The sequence below is a fragment of the Lacinutrix neustonica genome (genome assembly GCF_026625145.1).
Taxonomy (GTDB): Bacteria; Bacteroidota; Bacteroidia; order Flavobacteriales; family Flavobacteriaceae; genus Lacinutrix; species Lacinutrix neustonica.
In genome coordinates this window covers 716,947-733,757 of record NZ_CP113088.1, presented here as the reverse complement: position 1 = coordinate 733,757, position 16,811 = coordinate 716,947, and the positions used below count along the sequence as shown (strand labels likewise).

The 16,811-nt window shown below is 35.5% G+C and carries 16 protein-coding genes and 4 pseudogenes; 12 read left to right on the top strand and 8 right to left on the bottom strand.

Features of this window, described 5'->3' with window-relative positions; all coding sequences use genetic code 11:
* Window positions 1–8 precede the first annotated feature (8 nt).
* From N7U66_RS03995 to pdeM, 7 genes and pseudogenes are all read left to right on the top strand, one after another.
* Entirely contained in the window at window positions 9–341 is a 333-nt protein-coding gene (locus N7U66_RS03995; RefSeq protein ID WP_267677416.1) for a hypothetical protein, read from the top strand.
* Window positions 338–1,927: pseudogene (locus tag N7U66_RS03990) on the top strand (ATP-dependent DNA ligase). Before N7U66_RS03995 ends, N7U66_RS03990 begins: the two are co-directional and overlap by 4 nt.
* Window positions 1,928–2,362, top strand: coding sequence for a DEAD/DEAH box helicase (locus N7U66_RS21390; RefSeq protein WP_313791412.1), 435 nt, complete (start codon window positions 1,928–1,930; stop codon window positions 2,360–2,362).
* A complete protein-coding gene (locus N7U66_RS21385) occupies window positions 2,334–3,164 on the top strand; it encodes a helicase-related protein (protein ID WP_313791411.1) in 831 nt (276 codons plus the stop codon). The genes N7U66_RS21390 and N7U66_RS21385 overlap by 29 nt, the downstream gene beginning before the upstream one ends.
* Window positions 3,121–3,306, top strand: a complete 186-nt coding sequence (locus tag N7U66_RS21380) for a hypothetical protein (protein ID WP_313791410.1) — start codon at window positions 3,121–3,123, stop codon at window positions 3,304–3,306. The genes N7U66_RS21385 and N7U66_RS21380 overlap by 44 nt, the downstream gene beginning before the upstream one ends.
* Complete coding sequence (locus N7U66_RS21375) at window positions 3,218–4,384, top strand: DEAD/DEAH box helicase family protein (protein WP_313791556.1); 1,167 nt, start codon at window positions 3,218–3,220, stop codon at window positions 4,382–4,384. Before N7U66_RS21380 ends, N7U66_RS21375 begins: the two co-directional genes overlap by 89 nt.
* A 3-nt stretch (window positions 4,385–4,387) precedes the next feature.
* Window positions 4,388–5,074 carry a ligase-associated DNA damage response endonuclease PdeM gene (gene pdeM, locus N7U66_RS03980; RefSeq protein WP_267677415.1) on the top strand — a complete coding sequence of 229 codons (687 nt, stop codon included), beginning with the start codon at window positions 4,388–4,390 and terminating at the stop codon, window positions 5,072–5,074.
* Here pdeM and N7U66_RS03975 read toward each other — a convergent pair.
* From N7U66_RS03975 to tsaD, 8 genes and pseudogenes are all read right to left on the bottom strand, one after another.
* The gene (locus tag N7U66_RS03975) at window positions 5,034–5,555 is read right to left on the bottom strand and encodes a DUF421 domain-containing protein (RefSeq protein ID WP_267677414.1); all 522 of its coding nucleotides are present in this window, start codon (window positions 5,553–5,555) and stop codon (window positions 5,034–5,036) included. The two genes, pdeM and N7U66_RS03975, sit on opposite strands and share 41 nt — an antisense overlap.
* A 66-nt stretch (window positions 5,556–5,621) precedes the next feature.
* A complete protein-coding gene (locus N7U66_RS03970; protein ID WP_267677413.1) occupies window positions 5,622–6,803 on the bottom strand; it encodes a THUMP-like domain-containing protein in 1,182 nt (393 codons plus the stop codon).
* Window positions 6,804–6,807: 4 nt separating this feature from the next.
* Window positions 6,808–7,458 carry an AI-2E family transporter gene (locus tag N7U66_RS21370; protein ID WP_313791409.1) on the bottom strand — a complete coding sequence of 217 codons (651 nt, stop codon included), beginning with the start codon at window positions 7,456–7,458 and terminating at the stop codon, window positions 6,808–6,810.
* Window positions 7,459–7,483: 25 nt separating this feature from the next.
* Window positions 7,484–7,906 carry an AI-2E family transporter gene (locus N7U66_RS21365; protein ID WP_313791408.1) on the bottom strand — a complete coding sequence of 141 codons (423 nt, stop codon included), beginning with the start codon at window positions 7,904–7,906 and terminating at the stop codon, window positions 7,484–7,486.
* A 68-nt stretch (window positions 7,907–7,974) separates the two neighbouring features.
* The gene (locus N7U66_RS03960; protein WP_267677412.1) at window positions 7,975–8,475 is read right to left on the bottom strand and encodes a TrmH family RNA methyltransferase; all 501 of its coding nucleotides are present in this window, start codon (window positions 8,473–8,475) and stop codon (window positions 7,975–7,977) included.
* A gap of 70 nt (window positions 8,476–8,545) precedes the next feature.
* Window positions 8,546–9,187, bottom strand: coding sequence for a DUF4159 domain-containing protein (locus N7U66_RS03955; RefSeq protein ID WP_267677411.1), 642 nt, complete (start codon window positions 9,185–9,187; stop codon window positions 8,546–8,548).
* 1 nt (window position 9,188) lies between these two features.
* Window positions 9,189–9,897, bottom strand: a pseudogene (locus tag N7U66_RS03950) (16S rRNA (uracil(1498)-N(3))-methyltransferase).
* A gap of 129 nt (window positions 9,898–10,026) precedes the next feature.
* Window positions 10,027–11,050, bottom strand: a pseudogene (gene tsaD / locus N7U66_RS03945) (tRNA (adenosine(37)-N6)-threonylcarbamoyltransferase complex transferase subunit TsaD).
* 138 nt (window positions 11,051–11,188) lie between these two features.
* Here tsaD and N7U66_RS03940 point away from each other — a divergent pair.
* The 5 genes and pseudogenes from N7U66_RS03940 (at window position 11,189) to pfkA (ending at window position 16,744) form a co-directional block, all read left to right on the top strand.
* Entirely contained in the window at window positions 11,189–12,031 is an 843-nt protein-coding gene (locus N7U66_RS03940) for a hypothetical protein (RefSeq protein ID WP_267677410.1), read from the top strand.
* A complete protein-coding gene (locus N7U66_RS03935; RefSeq protein ID WP_267677409.1) occupies window positions 11,949–12,929 on the top strand; it encodes a hypothetical protein in 981 nt (326 codons plus the stop codon). The genes N7U66_RS03940 and N7U66_RS03935 overlap by 83 nt, the downstream gene beginning before the upstream one ends.
* A gap of 7 nt (window positions 12,930–12,936) precedes the next feature.
* Window positions 12,937–13,614 (top strand): hypothetical protein, encoded by a 678-nt coding sequence (locus tag N7U66_RS03930; protein ID WP_267677408.1) that lies wholly within the window; start codon window positions 12,937–12,939, stop codon window positions 13,612–13,614.
* A 78-nt stretch (window positions 13,615–13,692) separates the two neighbouring features.
* On the top strand, window positions 13,693–15,576 hold the full coding sequence (locus tag N7U66_RS03925) for a translocation/assembly module TamB domain-containing protein (RefSeq protein WP_267677407.1): 1,884 nt from the start codon (window positions 13,693–13,695) through the stop codon (window positions 15,574–15,576).
* A 181-nt stretch (window positions 15,577–15,757) separates the two neighbouring features.
* A pseudogene (gene pfkA, locus N7U66_RS03920) lies at window positions 15,758–16,744 on the top strand (6-phosphofructokinase).
* The last annotated feature ends 67 nt before the right edge of the window (window positions 16,745–16,811 follow it).

Genomic DNA, 16,811 nt, shown 5'->3' with positions numbered 1-16,811 from the left:
TTGTTATTTTGCCTCCTGCATTATTAGGTTCTAAAATGCTAAAACAAATTCCTAATGCAGCCGTTGCCATTTGCTCGGGGTGGATGCAAATTCGTGGAAATAGACGATGGAAAGCCGTTGATGCTGGATTTGCAGTAAGTGATCATGCCGATTGGAATGGGTTATTATCTGCGGTGAAAGCCTCTGAAGCAGAAAAAGTCTATGTCACTCACGGTTCGCAAGCAACCTTTTCTAAATATTTGAACGAAATAGGCATTCCTGCTGAAGAGCTCATTACAGAGTATGGTGACGAGCAATTGGGCGCAGAAGAGGCTAAAGAAAAGCAAAGTGTGGCACTATGAAAAACTTTTCAGAATTAATAAGTGCTTTAGAAATAACCAATAAAACCAATGCGAAAATTGAGGCCTTGGTTCATTATTTTAAAAACGCTCCTGAGCAAGACCGCTTGTGGCTTATTGCCATCTTTACTGGTAAGCGCCCACCAAGACCCGTAAAAACAAGTTTAATGAAACAATGGGCTTTTGAGATTACAAAGTTACCGTGAATGGCTGTTTCTCGAGAGCTATAGCACGGTTGGTGATTTAGGGGAAACCATTGCATTAATTCTTCCGGACCCAATAAAAATCCTAGATAAATCGCTTCACGAATGGATGACGGAGCTGATGGCCTTAAAACCAAAGTCTGATGCAGAGAAAAAGGATTACGTGTTAAATGCTTGGTCCGGTCTACACATGCAAGAACGCCTTATTTTTAATAAATTAATTGGGGGAAGTTTTAGAATTGGTGTGTCTAAAAAAACCTTGGTTAACGCCTTAGCAAAGCTGTCCGGTATTGATGCCAATCAACTCATGCATAGTATTATTGGTCATTGGGACGTCAATTCTATTTCATTTGATGCACTTATTAATGGAACACACATTAACTACGATAATTCGAAACCCTATCCCTTTTGTTTGGCCTATGCCTTGGAAAAGGAGTTAATTGATTTGGGTAAACCTGAAGACTGGCAAGTAGAATATAAATGGGATGGTATTCGTGGCCAAATAGTTAAACGCAATAATGAAATTTACATCTGGTCTCGCGGCGAAGAACTAGTGACCGAACAGTTTCCTGAATTAATAGAATCAATTTCAATATTAAAGGGGGATTTTGTTATTGACGGAGAAATTCTCGCAGTGAAGGACAGTGCGGTCTTGTTGTTTAATGATTTACAAAAACGTTTGAATCGTAAAAACGTTTCTAAAAAATTAATGGAGGAAGTGCCTATTGGTTTTTATGTTTACGATGTGATGGAATGGAATGGTGAAGATTTAAGGCAGCATTCCATGCAAAGTCGAAGACTTCAACTGGAAAAATTATTTGAAAACCCTACGATTCCGGACAATTTGAAATTATCTGAAGTGATTCAGTTTAAACATTGGAATGCGTTAGACACCTTTAGAAACCATGCGAGAAGTTTTAATAGTGAGGGTCTCATGTTGAAACAAAAAAAATCCGTGTATCACGTAGGAAGAAAAAAGGCGATTGGTGGAAATGGAAAGTGGAGCCTCTCACTATAGATGCCGTAATGATCTATGCACAAAAGGGTAGTGGAAGACGAAGCAGTAAATACACAGACTATACATTTGCTGTAAAAAAGGATGAGGGTTTAGTAACCGTGGCCAAAGCCTACTCCGGATTAACAGATGTTGAAATTACAGAAATATCACGTTGGGTGAATAAGAATGCTATTGAAAAATTCGGGCCCGTGCGTACCGTAAAACCGGAACTGGTTTTCGAGATTGCTTTCGAAGGTATCGCCTATAGTAAACGCCATAAATGCGGGGTGGCCCTGCGTTTTCCAAGAATCAAACGTTGGCGTAAGGACAAGCCCGTAAATGAAATAGATACTATAGAATCTGTAACCGCATTAATTGAAACCAATTAAATGAGTGTATTCAAAGAGAGTGACGGTTATAAAATCATTGAAAATTGGCTAGCAGAGAAAGACCAAACGCCTTTTAGCTTTCAATTGAAAACCTGGCATAAATACAGCAATGGTTATTACGGAATGGTCGTTGCACCTACTGGTTTTGGTAAGACGTTTTCCGTTTTTTTAGCCGTTGTTATAGATTATCTCAACACACGAGAATCTTATAAAAAAGGATTAAAATTAATATGGGTGAGTCCGCTGCGATCTCTCGCAAAAGATTTAGCAAAAGCCATGTCTCAGGCTGTAGATGACCTAGGTCTCGATTGGACAGTAGAAACTAGAAATGGCGATACGCCACAAAAAGACCGACGGCGTCAAGAACGCTTAATGCCGAGATGTGTTATTAACGACTCCGGAAACCATGCATCTATTATTTTCACAGAAAAATAATTCAAAATGGTTTAAACACGTCAAATGTTTTGCTGTAGACGAGTGGCACGAGTTGTTAGGAAGTAAAAGAGGTGTGCTTACTGAATTAGCTGCCGCCGGAGTTTTATCGTTATCTCCAAAATTACGTGTTTGGGGAATTACGGCGACCATAGGCAACCTAGAAGAAGCTAAGACTGTTTTAATTCCCTATTCCGGGATGAAAACGACGATGATCACAGCGAAAGAGAAAAAGAAGATCATGATTACGTCACTTCTGCCGGATGCCGTTGAAGTATTGCCATGGGCAGGACATTTGGGAAAAACAATGGCTTCTAAAATCATACCTATTATTTATGAGAATAACACCACCCTAATATTTACAAACACCGGAAACCGGAGTGAATTGTGGTATCAAATTATATTGGAACAAGATCCAGATTTGGCAGGACAGATAGCCATTCACCATGGTTCCATAGATAAGAACGTGCGTAACTGGATTGAAGACAGTATTTCTGAAGGCCTCTTAAAAGCAGTCGTTTGTACGTCTTCACTCGATTTAGGTGTTGATTTCAAACCTGTGGATTGCGTGATTCAAATAGGGTCTCCAAAGGGAATTGCCCGTTTTATGCAGCGTGCAGGCAGAAGTGGTCATTCCCCTTATGAAGTGTCCAAAATCTATTTTGTACCAACAAATTCCTTACAACTTATTGAAGCATCCGCTTTAAAAGAAGCGGTAAAACAAGAACAAATAGAGGCCCGTGAGCCCATGGTTTTAACGTATGATATTCTCGGTTCAGTTTTTAGTCACATTAGCTGTTGGTGAAGGGTTTAAAGCAGAGGAAACTTACAAGCTATTAAAACAAGTACATGCGTTTCATTACCTCACTCCGAGAGGATTTTTCATGGGCATTACAATTTATTACTCAAGGAGGAACCACACTAAAGGCTTACGAAGAATTTCATAAAGTGGTGTTGGAGGACGATGGAAAATATAAAGTAAAGAGCAGACGCATATCCATGTTGCATCGCATGAATATTGGTGTGATTGTTAGTGATGCCATGCTACTGGTTAAGTTTATTTACGGGGGGTATATTGGCATGATAGAGGAGTACTTTATTTCAAAACTGAAACCCGGAAGTACTTTTATTTTGGGCGGAAGAAGGCTAGAGATGATTCAAATTAAAGACATGTCTGTTTTAGTAAAGAGAAGCAAAGCCAAAAATGCTATGACACCAAGTTGGATGGGCGGGCGTTTACCTTTAACCTCATATTTAAGTCATTTTTTAAGATTAAAATTGTCTGAGGCTTTACATCCCGGGAATAAAGAGCGGGAACTAAGGTTTTTACATCCGTTAATCGTTCGACAGGCCAAATATTCACATATTCCAAAAGCAGATGAGTTTTTGGTGGAACTTATTGAAACAAAAGATGGGTTTCACTTATTCATGTATCCTTTTGAAGGGCGCTTGGTTCACGAAGTTATTGCGGCATTAATCGCTTACCGGTTAAGTAAGATTAAACCACTAACCTTTACTATTGCGATGAATGATTATGGTTTTGAATTATTGAGTGATCAAGACATCCCATTGCATGACGCTAATATTGAAGCCATTTTATCAAAAGAAAATCTCATGGAGGATGTCATTGCCAGTATCAATGCCAGTGAAATGGCCTCTCGTAAATTTAGAGACATAGCGGTTATTGCAGGTTTAGTTGTGCAATCACAACCTGGTACCCGAAAAAACAATAAGAGTTTACAGTCGTCTTCGGGGTTGATTTTTAGAGTACTTGAGGATTACGAGCCCAATAATTTATTATTAAAGCAAGCTTATGCCGAAGTTTTTAATCAGCAATTAGAAGAAGTACGCTTGCGAGCTGCTTTTGAACGGATAGAAAAAAGTAAAATCATTTTAAAAAGAGCAAAATCTTTTACACCTTTGAGTTTTCCTATAAAAGTAGATCGGTTACGAAGCACCATGAGTAATGAGGATTTAGGGAAACGAATACAACGCATACAGCAACAGGTTTTTAAGCTCGATTAATTTTTGAAACTCCATACAAAAGACATTATTATTAAAGAAGAGATGCTAACGCTTACCAATCAACGTGCCTTGTTTTGGAGGGCACAACAGGCTTTAGTGTTATCAGATTTACATATTGGGAAATCGGCTCACTTTAGAAAAAGTGGCATTCCTATTAGCGATCAGGTCCTTCAAAAGGATTTAGAAAGACTAAAAGCCTTAATACTTCATTTTAACGCGCGACAACTTATTATTGTTGGTGATTTATTTCACGCAGAAGTTAATAGCGATATACAAACCTTTAAAACGTGGCTTCTACAATTTGAAGGCTTGGAGTTGTATTTAGTTATTGGGAACCATGATAGAGTGTCAAATACGATTTATGAAGCCCTTAACATTAAAATTTCAAATCCAGCTTTAGAGATTCTTCCTTTTCGTTTTATTCATGATAAAGTCAAACCTGTGGAAGCGCATTTTATAATTTCCGGCCATACACATCCAGGTGTTGTGATTAGAGGTAAAGCCAAGCAGAGCATAAAGTTACCGTGTTATCAAGTAACCAATTTTCAATTAATATTACCAGCGTTTAGCTTGTTTACAGGTTTGAATACTAAAGGTGGTCCGAACATTGTAAAAATTATGCTTTTACAAACTCCGGTATTTTTGAAGTTTAACGTTTTACATGCTTTAAAAGAAAATCTTCAACTTTAACGTTTTCATCTTTCGTGTGCAAAACAGCTATGTCCCCCGTAGCCTCCATAACAACAGCACGAACTTGTGACAATTTTAAAACATTGGCCTCTCTTAATTTAGAACGTAAATCATCTTCGGTGACTCTTACCTTTTTAAGATTTTGATATAAAATGTCCTGGCCATCCATTAAAAGTAATGGCGCATTATCGACCGTGTTTCTAATGATTTGATATCTGCGCAAATAGGCCATACCTAGTTGTAAACTATAGGTAATCACTAAACCAATAACACCATCCTGAAGGCTTACAGATTTAGAAACAATGGTGGTGGCAATAATACTACCAATAGCGACCGTCATGGAAAAATCGAAGCTTGACATTTTAGAAAAGCTGCGTTTCCCTGCAATACGGGTACAAATTATAGTCGCTATATAAATACCTGTAGCTGTTAGTATAATGCTTAAAAAAGCATTGCCATTGAATGTAAACCAGTCCGTCATAATTTTTTGTTTAAAGATAAGATTTGCGGTTTGTAACGATGTGCGCTAAATAAAAGAGAATTGATGCTATACCTTTTTACAAGCAATTATAATTTTCTTGTTTTCTAAATTGGTCGTGAAAAAAAGATAATCGTTTCCACCATCTTTTAAACCTAATTTTTTACGAATTTGTTGTACCGTCTCGGGGAAATTACGAGTGGCCACATTCGCTTTAGCAACTTGTATAACACGCTTGAATTGTTTTTTATTGTAAGGTAAAATGTGTTCCACTTTAAAACGCCTTCCAGGAAAATCGATTAATTTTTTTGAAGTATATAAATGAGAATGTTTATGTAATTTATTAAGCTGAAGTTTTTCTGCTAGAATTTCAAAGGCACCCCCTTTTAAGATGGCAGCATTTGGCTCATATAAATAGGTGAGTGGTTCACCTAAGTCGGCAACAGCCTGAGATTCTTCATTCAAATAGAAGTCAAAATGATCTTCAGATTCTTTTTGGATATTGACCGTTTTTATTTCAGTAGCACCCGTAAAATCACGCTCTAAAATCCAAAGGAGTTCCTTTACTTCATTCTTTACAGCAACAATATGAATCGCTTTTACTGCTTGTAATTCGTTTATCCCTATAGAAAGGTCAAGCAAAGGCGATGTTTTAATCATGATATTTTTAGAATATTTAAAAAATAATTCTAGAAAATGGGGAACGTTTGGTAAACAGTCTTTTAATAAAAAGACTTTCCCTTTACTGTCATCGCGTCTTGATGGGTCGATATAAATCCAATCAAAAGGGGTGTTCAAGCTTATTAGCGTTTTCATCCCATCTTTGGGAAAACAACTTATATTTTTGACTTCTAATTGCTTAATATTGTGACTTGCTATTTGAGATAAATGAGGATTCAACTCACAATGTGTCACGTGTTGTATGTTTTTTGAGAAGTAATAACTATCCACTCCAAAACCACCAGTGATATCTATTAAGCTATGACCGCCAACTAAACTCGCCTTATATTTAGCAGTGATTTCAGAAGAGGTCTGTTCTATATTTAACTTATTAGGGTAGTAGATGTTTTTGGAAGAAAACCAGGTGGGTAATTTCTTTTCACTACGTGTTCGCGCTTCAATTTGTTCTATGATTTCTAGAGTGTCAACTTGAGGGAAAGTCGTGCCTTTTAATACAAGAGCCGTCGTATCTGAACTCATATTGTTCTGTATAAACTCCTGAATTTCTTTATTTAAAATGGATTTGTTCAAGTTGTTAGTCTCTATCTAATCCTTTGGTTAGTTTTTTAACCACTCTATATTCTGATAGGAATTCCTTGGCGATCACTTTGATAGCTGTATAAACAGGAATGGCCAAAATTAACCCCACGATGCCAAACAGTAATCCTGCGATAATAATGATAATAAAAATCTCTAAGGGATGTGATTTTACACTTTTAGAAAATATAAACGGCTGGCTAAAAAAGTTATCGACCAATTGCGCTATGATAAAACCAATTAAAACATAGATGGTTTTAGGTAATATGACTTCACTAAAGCTCTCTCCCAGATTACTAGACATGGTTAGTAAAACGATTAATACAGCACTAATCATTGGTCCTACATAAGGAATAACATTTAACAAGGCACAAAGCGATGCAATGATGACTGCGTTTTCAATACCAAAAATGAGTAGTATAATCGAGTAAATCGAAAATAATATAAGCAACTGTAAGAGCAACCCCCCAAAATAGCGCGATAACAAATCTCGTATAACGAATAAAGACTTTTTTATACGGTGGTCATTTTCAATGGGGAATAGAGCGATAACGCTGTTACCAAATAAAGAACTGTCTTTTAAAAAGAAAAAGGAGATAAATAATACCGAAAACAATCCAATACTAAAACTACCAAAACCTGTAAGCACTGCATTAATAAAATTTGGAATAAGGCTAAAATTTAATCCGAGAAAACACCTTAGAGTCTTTAATAGATTCTTCAACATCTTGATGGTTTAATTTGAAATGCGTAATAAATTCCTGATATAAATTTTCAAAATTTCCTTGTAATTTATCAATATCTAATAGCGATAAGTTTTTACTCTGCTCCATAGCTAGAGGTATAAACATGCTTATTACACCAGCTAAAATTAAAAAAAAGATAAACATCGTAACTACAACGGCTAGAGTATCTCCAAACTTTAATTTAGCCATCAAAAAGCGTTTTAAGGGGCGGCCTAATAATGAAACGACACCAGCAATGGCGATATAGGCAATGACAGACTGAATGCTATATACAAAATACATTAGAATAACGATACCAACGAGAATAGCGATAGCCCTTAAGATACCGTTTGAAATTGTTTTTGAAGTCAAAATAAATTAATTAATGTGTAAATCTACTCAATTCACACCAATGATAAACCTCACAAAAGGAAAAAATTTTAACGCGATTGCTTCGTTATTTCATATAATGCGATCGTTGCCGCTTGCACCACGTTCATACTGCTGTTTTGGCCAAACATATCGATATGAATAATCGCATCGCTTTGTTTCAATACCGCTTCGGTGACACCAAAATTTTCGTCCCCAATAACTAAAGCCATTGGTTTGGTGGTTAGGAAGTTAAACGAGTGAATGGGAGCACTATTCTCTGTAATTTCTAATGCTATTATTTGATAGTTTTCAGCTCTTAATTGGGAAATAACTTCCGAAACATCTTCAAAAACTTCATATTTCACTACCTTTTCTGTGGCTCGAGACGTTTTGGTCATCTTTCTGCCCAAAGGTATAGTACTTCCACAAAAAACAAGTTTTTCAATTCCAAAAGCATCCGCGGTACGAAACAGACTTCCAATGTTGGGGGCATTAGTCACCTGGTCACAAACTAAAACGATTGGGAATTTTTGTTTTTTAAAATTGTTGGTGTAGTGGTCGAGTTGCAAATTTAAGAGGTCTATAAATTAGTATTCCGGATATGAGTTCGCGGTGTGCGCTTTGAGATAGGGTAGCGGATTAATTCTCAAAAGCATACTTCACAATATTAGCGCCCATTTGAAATGCTTTTAATCTAATATCTGCTGGATCATTATGAACTTCGGGGTCTTCCCAGCCATCGCCCAAATCACTTTCAATAGTTAATAATAAAACCAAACGTGACTCATAAAACAAGCCCAACGCCTGTGGTCTTTTACCGTCATGTTCATGAATTTTTGGTAAGCCTTTTGTAAATGTAAAGGCCGTGCTAAAAATAGCATGATTGGAGGGTAATTCTTTTAATTCTTGATTTGGAAACACTTTCTTAAGTTCCTTGATAACATAATCTTTCATGCCATAATTGTCATCAATATGTAAAAAGCCACCGCTTTGAAGGTAGGTTCTTAAGTTCTCGGCTTCTTCATCACTAAAAAAAACATTGCCATGACCTGTCATGTGTAGCAATGGATATTGAAAAATGTCAATACTACCAGCTTCAACCGTTTCTCGCCTGGTATTCATTTTTGTCGCAATGTTAGCATTACAAAATTGAATTAAATTAGGTAAAGCTGTAGGATTAGAATACCAATCGCCACCACCTTTATATTTTAAAACGGCTAAATCTTGACCAAAAAGAAGTACAGAAAAAAGAAAGGAGAAAATAGATAGATATAACTTCATTTTATATTTCATTCACAAAGGCTACGCTATGGCAGGCCACAATAGCCGCTGTTTCAGTGCGTAAACGTGTTTCACCCAAAGTTACGGGAATAAAATTATTAACAAGCGCATTTTCTATTTCTTTAACAGAAAAATCACCTTCAGGACCAATCAATAGCGTAATGTCCTTTTCTCGGCTTTAGCATTTTTTTTAATGATTTTCTATCGGTTTCCTCACAATGGGCAATAAACAAGTCGCCTTTAAAGGTTTGCTTTATGAAGTCTTTGTAGGGAATGGCATCATTCAATTTTGGTAAATAACAATGTAGGGATTGCTTCATGGCCGCTTGTAAAATCTTTTCAAAGCGCTCCGTTTTAACTACTTTACGTTCACTATGGTCACATAGTATGGGAGTAATTTCTGTAACACCAATTTCAGTAGCCTTTTCCAAAAACCACTCGTAGCGGTCATTCATTTTTGTGGGAGCAACAGCCAAATGCAAATGATACGATAGGGGTTTTTGTGTTTCACACGATACGATAGTTACCACACAGTTTTTAATATCTGCACTACTAATTTCAGCAGTAAACAAATCGCCTTTACCATTAGTAATATTAAGAACATCGCCAATGGTTTTACGCAACACTTTTACAATGTGTTTACTTTCTTCTTTCGAGAAGGCAAATTGCGCTTGTTCTTTATTTATTTCCGGACTGTAAAAGAGTTGCATTGATGTTTATTTTCATTTGTTTTTAAATGGGATACTTTCGCTAGACATGACCTGCTGTGCCTATTTAACTAAAGTTTAAACGCATCTAAATTTAGATGTTGATACATTTTAATTATAAGTTATCGTTTTTTAGATCTTCAACCGGGCGGAAGCCATAATATCACCAGTAGCAAAGTCGCTCTCTAAATATTTTAAATACCCAACAATAGCAATCATACCGGCATTATCTGTGGTAAATTCAAATTTTGGGACGTAGGTCGTCCATCCAAATTTTTGCTCGCCTTCTTTTAATGCTTTTCTAATTCCTGAATTGGCTGAAACGCCACCACCAATGGCAATGTGTGTAATGCTAGTTTGTTTGCTGGCTAATTTTAATTTATCAATTAGAATACCAATAATAGTGTATTGGATGGAAGCACAAATATCATTTAGGTTTTCTGAAATGAAATTAGGGTTCTTTTTCACCTCACGTTGTATAAAATACAACACAGCTGTTTTAAATCCCGAAAAACTAAAATTTAAACCCTCTACTTTTGGTCTTGTAAACGAGTAAGCTTTAGGATTTCCCATTTGTGCGCGCCTGTCTATCTCCTGGACCGGCAGGGTAGCCTAATCCTAAGATTTTGCCACTTTTATCATAGGCTTCACCCACAGCATCGTCTATGGTTTCACCAATAACTTCCATTTTAAAATGTGATTCAACTTTCACAATTTGTGTGTGACCACCGAAATAGTCATCGCTAAAAAGGGGAATGGCGGTTGCTCAAAACCGGCTTCTTTTATGAAATGTGCCAAAATATGCGCTTGCATGTGGTTCACATCTATTAATGGGATATTTAATCCGTAAGCTAAAGACTTAGCAAAAGAAGTGCCAACCAGCAAAGAGCCCATCAAACCAGGGCCACGAGTAAAAGCGATAGCGTGTAATTGTTCTTTAGTAATATTGGCTTGTTTTAATGCTTGATGTACTACCGGTACTATGTTTTGCTGGTGTGCACGTGAGGCTAACTGCGGGACTACACCACCAAATTCTTCATGAATTTTCTCGGTTAGCAACGACGTTGCTTAAAACCACATTATTACATAAAACAGCGGCCGAAGTATCATCACAAGACGACTCAATACCAAGGATGTAAATATTTTGTGAGGACATTCGTTATTTTCGGCATTATAATTGTTAATTTTGACTAATAATAATTAGTTATTAATCTTTAACAAAGGTAGTTTTTTATAACTTAAATTCCATATCAAGAAGTTTCTTAAAATAGTCGGTAAATTAGTAGCAATTGTATTGCTCTTGTTCATCATTTTGGTGTTGTTTCTTTCTATTCCTGCTGTTCAGACTTACTTAGGAAAATATGCTACTAAGCGCGTTAATGATGATTTCAAAACCAATATAAATATTGGGAAAATTGGTTTGCAATTTAATGGAGACATTGAGTTAAAAGAGATTTTAATTCGCGATTATAGAAAAGACACCTTAATTAGTGCTTCAGAATTAAACACGTCCATCCTAAGTTTTAATAACCTTGTTAATGGGACGCTTAATTTTGGCGATATAGATTTAGAAGATTTAATTTTCAATGTTAAAACGTATAAAGATGAAACAAAAACAAATCTAGATGTTTTTGTAGCTCGTTTTGATATTAATAATCCAAGATCCGAAAAGAATACTTTTCTTTTGTCTTCTAGTGATGTTTCCATTTATAATGGTACGTTTAGGTTTATTGATGAAAACAAAGAGTATCCAAACGTGCTTCTATTCGATAAATTGGATGTCAATGCCACGAATTTCTTAATTAACGGGAGTGAGGTCGAAGCCGGAATAAACACCCTGTCGTTTTTAGATAAAAGAGGGTTGGTTATGCAGAACATGTCCACTAATTTTAAGTATACTTTAAACACGATGGTGTTTGATGACTTAATTATAAAAACTAAAAAATCCGCGCTAAAAGGAGACTTAACCTTTAATTATAATAGGGAGGATCTCGCAGATTTTGTAAACAAAGTAAATATCGAAGCTCGATTTACCGATGCTAACGTCGCCTTAGATGAACTCAATATGTTTTATGATGAGTTTGGTGTTGGCCAACGGGCCAAGTTTAATACTAGTATTTCACGGAACGTTAAATAATTTGCAGTTTGATAACTTAAGATTAAATACCAGTAGTAATACTAGGGTCTATGGGGACTTGAATTTTAAAAATTTGATAAGTAAAACGACCAATGATTTTGAAATGCAAGGCGTTTTCTCAAACCTATCATCTAACTATAGAGATTTAAAAAGCCTTCTTCCTAACGTTTTAGGTGCTTCCATTCCTTCTATTTTTGGTAAGTTGGGGAATTTCAATATTAACGGAACCACGAAAATAACAACGACAAAGATTGATGCCGACTTAGATATTTTAACTCAAATAGGGATTGCCCGTTCTAATTTAAGCATCTCGAATGTTAACAATATTGAAACGGCTACTTATAAGGGGAAAATTATTTTCGATGATTTTAATATTGGCAAATTTTTAGAAGATCCAAACCTTGGTAAAATTTCAGCCAATTTAGAGGTAGATGGGAAAGGGTTTAAAAAAGAAAACTTGAGCTCTAGAATTAAAGGAGATGTTTATTCCATAAATTATAATAAGTACGATTATAAAAACATAAATGTAAATGGAACATACCAACAGAGTGTGTTTAATGGAGCGCTCCTAGTTGACGATAAAAATTTAAAACTAGACTTTAACGGCCTTGCAGATTTCTCTAAAGCCATTAATGCATTCGATTTTACAGCAAATATAGAATATCTCAATCTTAAGGCTTTAAACTTTTACAATCGTGATGAAACTTCAGAATTTAAAGGCATAGTAGAAATGAACATGAGAGGCACCTCACTTGATGATGCCGTAGGTAATATTTCTTTTAATACAACCAACTACAAAAATGAAAATGATGATTATTATTTTGATGATTTTCAAATTACTTCAAGTTTTAAAGACAAAGAACGTTTTATAACAATTAATTCGCCGAGATATCATTGAGGGTTCAATGAATGGAGAATTCAAAATAAATGATATAGGCAAGCTTTTTGAAAACTCAATAAAAAGTATTTATACCAGTGAGGCACCCAATCTAATTGCTACAGATCAATATATAGACTTCAATTTTAAGATTTATAATAAGATTGTTGAAGTCTTTTATTCTGATTTGAAACTTGGCAAAAACACCTTTATTAAGGGGCGTGTAGAAACGGATGAAAAAGAGTTTAAACTCACTTTTAAATCCCCAAAAATAGAATTGCTTAATTATTTTGCTAATGACATTGAGATTCAAGTAGATAATAAAAACCCACTATTTAACACCTATATTGAGATCGATAGTTTAAACACGAAATTTTATGACATCTCTAAATTTAATCTTATTAACGTGACTATAAACGATACGTTATACATGCGAAGTGAGTTTAAAGGAGGTAAAAATAATAGTGACGATTATAATTTAAGCTTTTACCATACGCTTAATGAGAAAAACAATTCAGTGGTTGGCTTTAAAAGGAGTGAAGTTATATTTAAAGAGAGCATTTGGGAAATTAATAGAGCAGGGGACAAGTATAATAAAATAGAATTCGATCGGGGCTTTCAATCCATAAATATTGAACAGCTGGTTATGAGCCATCAAAATGAACAAATAGATCTTTCTCGGTGTTATTCGAGATTCCACTTATAAAGATTTAAAATTGAATTTTAAAGACGTCGATTTAGCAAAAATCACGCCCGAGTCGATAGTTTAACCTTAGCAGGTAATGTGAATGGAAAATTAGACATACTCCAAAAAAACGGAAGTTATTTACCAAATTCAACGATTACTATTGATGACTTAGAGGTTAATCACAACTATTTAGGGTCTTTTGATGCTAAAATAACAGGAAATTCTAGCTTAACGCGTTATACTGTAGATGCTAAGATTAAGAATGACGATGCAAAATCGTTTCAAGCCATAGGAGATATCGATGTAACAAAGAATAAATCCTATATTGATGTAGATCTCAAGTTTAAAGATTTTAAGCTGGATATTTTAACGCCGTTCTTAGATCCAGTACTTAACAAAATTCGAGGCGATTTAAACGGTACAGCCAAGGTGGAAGGTGACTTGAATAAACCAAATATGAATGGCGAGTTAACAATAGATCGGGGCGGATTAAATGTGCCGCTTCTAAATGTAGATTTTGGTTTTCAAAACAAAGCCTCGGTAACCTTAAAAGAGCAAACCTTTACTTTTAATAAAGTAAAAATCACAGATACTAAAGAAAATACCAAAGGTGTCTTAGATGGCTCTATTAGCCATGTTAATTTTAGTAACTGGAAATTAGATCTCACTATTGACACAGATAGATTAATGGTTTTAGATACCAAGTTTACTGAAGAATCTCTGTATTACGGTAAGGGGTTCATTGGTGGTACTGCAAAAATATTTGGACCCACGCAAGCCTTGCGAATTTCTGCAGAGGCAGAAACGAAAAAGGGAACGACTTTCTTTATCCCTCTAAGCGATGTTGAGACGTTTGGCGACAATTCATTCATTCATTTTTTAAGTCCGGAAGAGAAGGATGCAAAATACTCTGGTCAAGAGGTTAAAATTGATAACGTTTCGGGAGTGGAATTGTTTTTTGATTTAGATGTTACCAATGATGCGCTTATTGAAATTGTTATGGATCGCACAACGGGCAGTAGTATTAGTGGTAGAGGAGCAGGACAGTTATTATTTAACATCAATACAAATGGTAAGTTTGAAATGTTTGGTGACTTTATCGTATATGAGGGGGTTTATAACTTCTTATTTGGGGGGGTGGTTCAAAAAGAATTTAGTGTGCGTCCGTTTGAAAGTACCTTAGCATGGAATGGAGATCCTTTAGATGCTGCTATAAATATTCAAGCCATCTATAAATTAAGGACCAATCCTTCGGCATTATTAGATAATCCTATACGACAAAGTATTCCTGTAGAGTTGGAGATAAATTTAACGGGGCAATTGGCGAAACCGGAACCGGAATTTACCTTTAATTTCCCTAATGTAACTTCTACAATAAAATCGGAGTTGAATTATAGATTAGACTCCAAAGACGAAAGAGACAACCAAGCCTTATATATTTTGGCAACAGGCAGTTTTAATCGCCAAAATAAAGACATAAACATTACGGGGACCATCACAGAAAGACTGAATGGCTTAATTAATGGTTTTTTTACTGATAATGATAGTAAAATTAATATTGGTTTAAATTATGAAGCGGGTTTAAATCGACCAGATCTAATTACAGAAGACCGTTTAGGGGTGACGCTTCAAACACAAATAACAGATCGTGTTTTGATTAATGGTAAAGTGGGTGTGCCAATAGGGGGTGCAGGTGCCACAGAATCTGTAATAGCTGGAGACGTACAAATAGACTTTTTATTAAATGAAGATGGTACATTAACAGCTACCGTTTTTAACCGAGAAAATAGTATTAGAAACTTTGGAGAAGAAATAGGATATACTCAAGGTTTAGGTATTAATTATACGGTAGATTTTGATACGTTTGGAGAACTGCTTCGTCGAATTTTTAACAAAAAAGAAAAGCCGACTCTTGAAACAGAAGATCAAAATAATTCTCAAAAGGAAAACAATGCATTGCCGAGATGGTATTGGTATTAAAAGTAAATAAAAATCATTTTTTTTATGGCCAACATCTCTCCCATTTCTCTATTAATTTAAGGTTTTTTCAACATTTTTATTAACTAAAACGTTATAGTGATTTTGCTGCTGTTAATTTTTAACAAAAGCATAGTATTATCTAGATTTACTTTATTAGCTTTAACTTTTTAAAGGAAAATAGATGTCCAAAAAAATGAAGAAAATAGGGGTGATGACCTCCGGGGGAGATGCTCCAGGAATGAATGCTGCCATTCGCGCTGTGGCCGAACTTGTGCCTACCACAATATAGAGTGCGTTGGGATTTATCGTGGCTACGAAGGCATGATTGAAGGCGATTTTAAAGATTTAACAGCCGTGAAATGTTAAAGGTATTATTAATAAAGGAGGTACAATTTTAAAATCTGCACGTTCAAAAGAATTTAGAACACCTGAAGGTCGAAAAAAAGCTTACAACGCATTAAAAGAAAAAGAAATAGATGGCTTAGTACTTATTGGAGGTGATGGTACATTTACAGGGGCCTTAATTTTTAATCAGGAATTTGATTTTCCAGTCATGGGTATTCCTGGAACGATTGATAATGACATCTACGGTACCTCTCACACGTTAGGCTATGACACTGCTTTAAATACGGTAGTTGATGTCATTGATAAAATTAGAGATACAGCCAGTTCACACAATAGATTATTTTTTGTTGAAGTTATGGGACGTGATGCGGGGCACATAGCTTTAAATGTTGGGGTTGGTGCTGGAGCAGAAGAAATATTGATTCCTGAAGAAAACCTAGGTTTAGATCGCCTATTAGAATCCTTAAGAAGAAGTAAAGCCTCCGGTAAATCGTCAAGTATTGTTGTGGTTGCTGAAGGGGATAAAATAGGAAAAAATGTCTTTGAACTTAAAGATTACGTAGAAGAAAACATGACAGAATACGAAGTGCGTGTTTCGGTTTTAGGACACATGCAACGGGGCGGTTCTCCTTCTTGTTTCGACCGCGTTCTCGCTAGTAGAATGGGAGTAAAAGCTGTTGAGAGTCTCATGGAAGGTGTTTCTAATCAAATGGTGGGTTTATTAAATGATAAAATAGCATTAACACCATTAGAAAAAGCCATTAAAGGGCAATCTAAAATTAATAAAGAATTAATTCGGGTGTCAGATATTATGACCACGTAAACTACAAAACCTATAAGAGTGTTTCAACTCTTAGGAACTTATATCAATAAATATAATATTAAATAAC